The organism is Endozoicomonas atrinae (genome assembly GCF_001647025.1).
GTDB classification, from domain to species: domain Bacteria; phylum Pseudomonadota; class Gammaproteobacteria; order Pseudomonadales; family Endozoicomonadaceae; genus Endozoicomonas; species Endozoicomonas atrinae.
In genome coordinates, this window is record NZ_LUKQ02000858.1 from 1 (window position 1) to 269 (window position 269).

At 49.4% G+C, this 269-nt stretch carries 1 protein-coding gene; it reads left to right on the forward strand.

All coding sequences use genetic code 11. From position 1 onward, the window contains the following. The coding region (locus tag AK963_RS34625; protein ID WP_175404826.1) for a hypothetical protein at positions 1-269 on the forward strand (269 nt) is incomplete at both ends.

Consider the following 269-nt stretch of genomic DNA (forward strand, 5'->3'; position numbering starts at 1 on the left):
CGCCCAGGGCAGTATCACTGACCCGGATGGTTATTTTGGTGATGATGAAATCGAAGCCATGGCCATTACCAGTGTTGATAACACTAACGGTACCTGGCAATACAAGATTGGCTGGAATGATCCATGGGCCAATATTGACGACGGCAGTCTGGCAGATAACCATGCCCTGCTATTAGACAGTTATCACAAAGTGCGCTTTGTCCCTAATGATGACTACAACGGCGATGCCACCTTTGACTTCCGTGCCTGGGATAGAACCTCCGGTACTG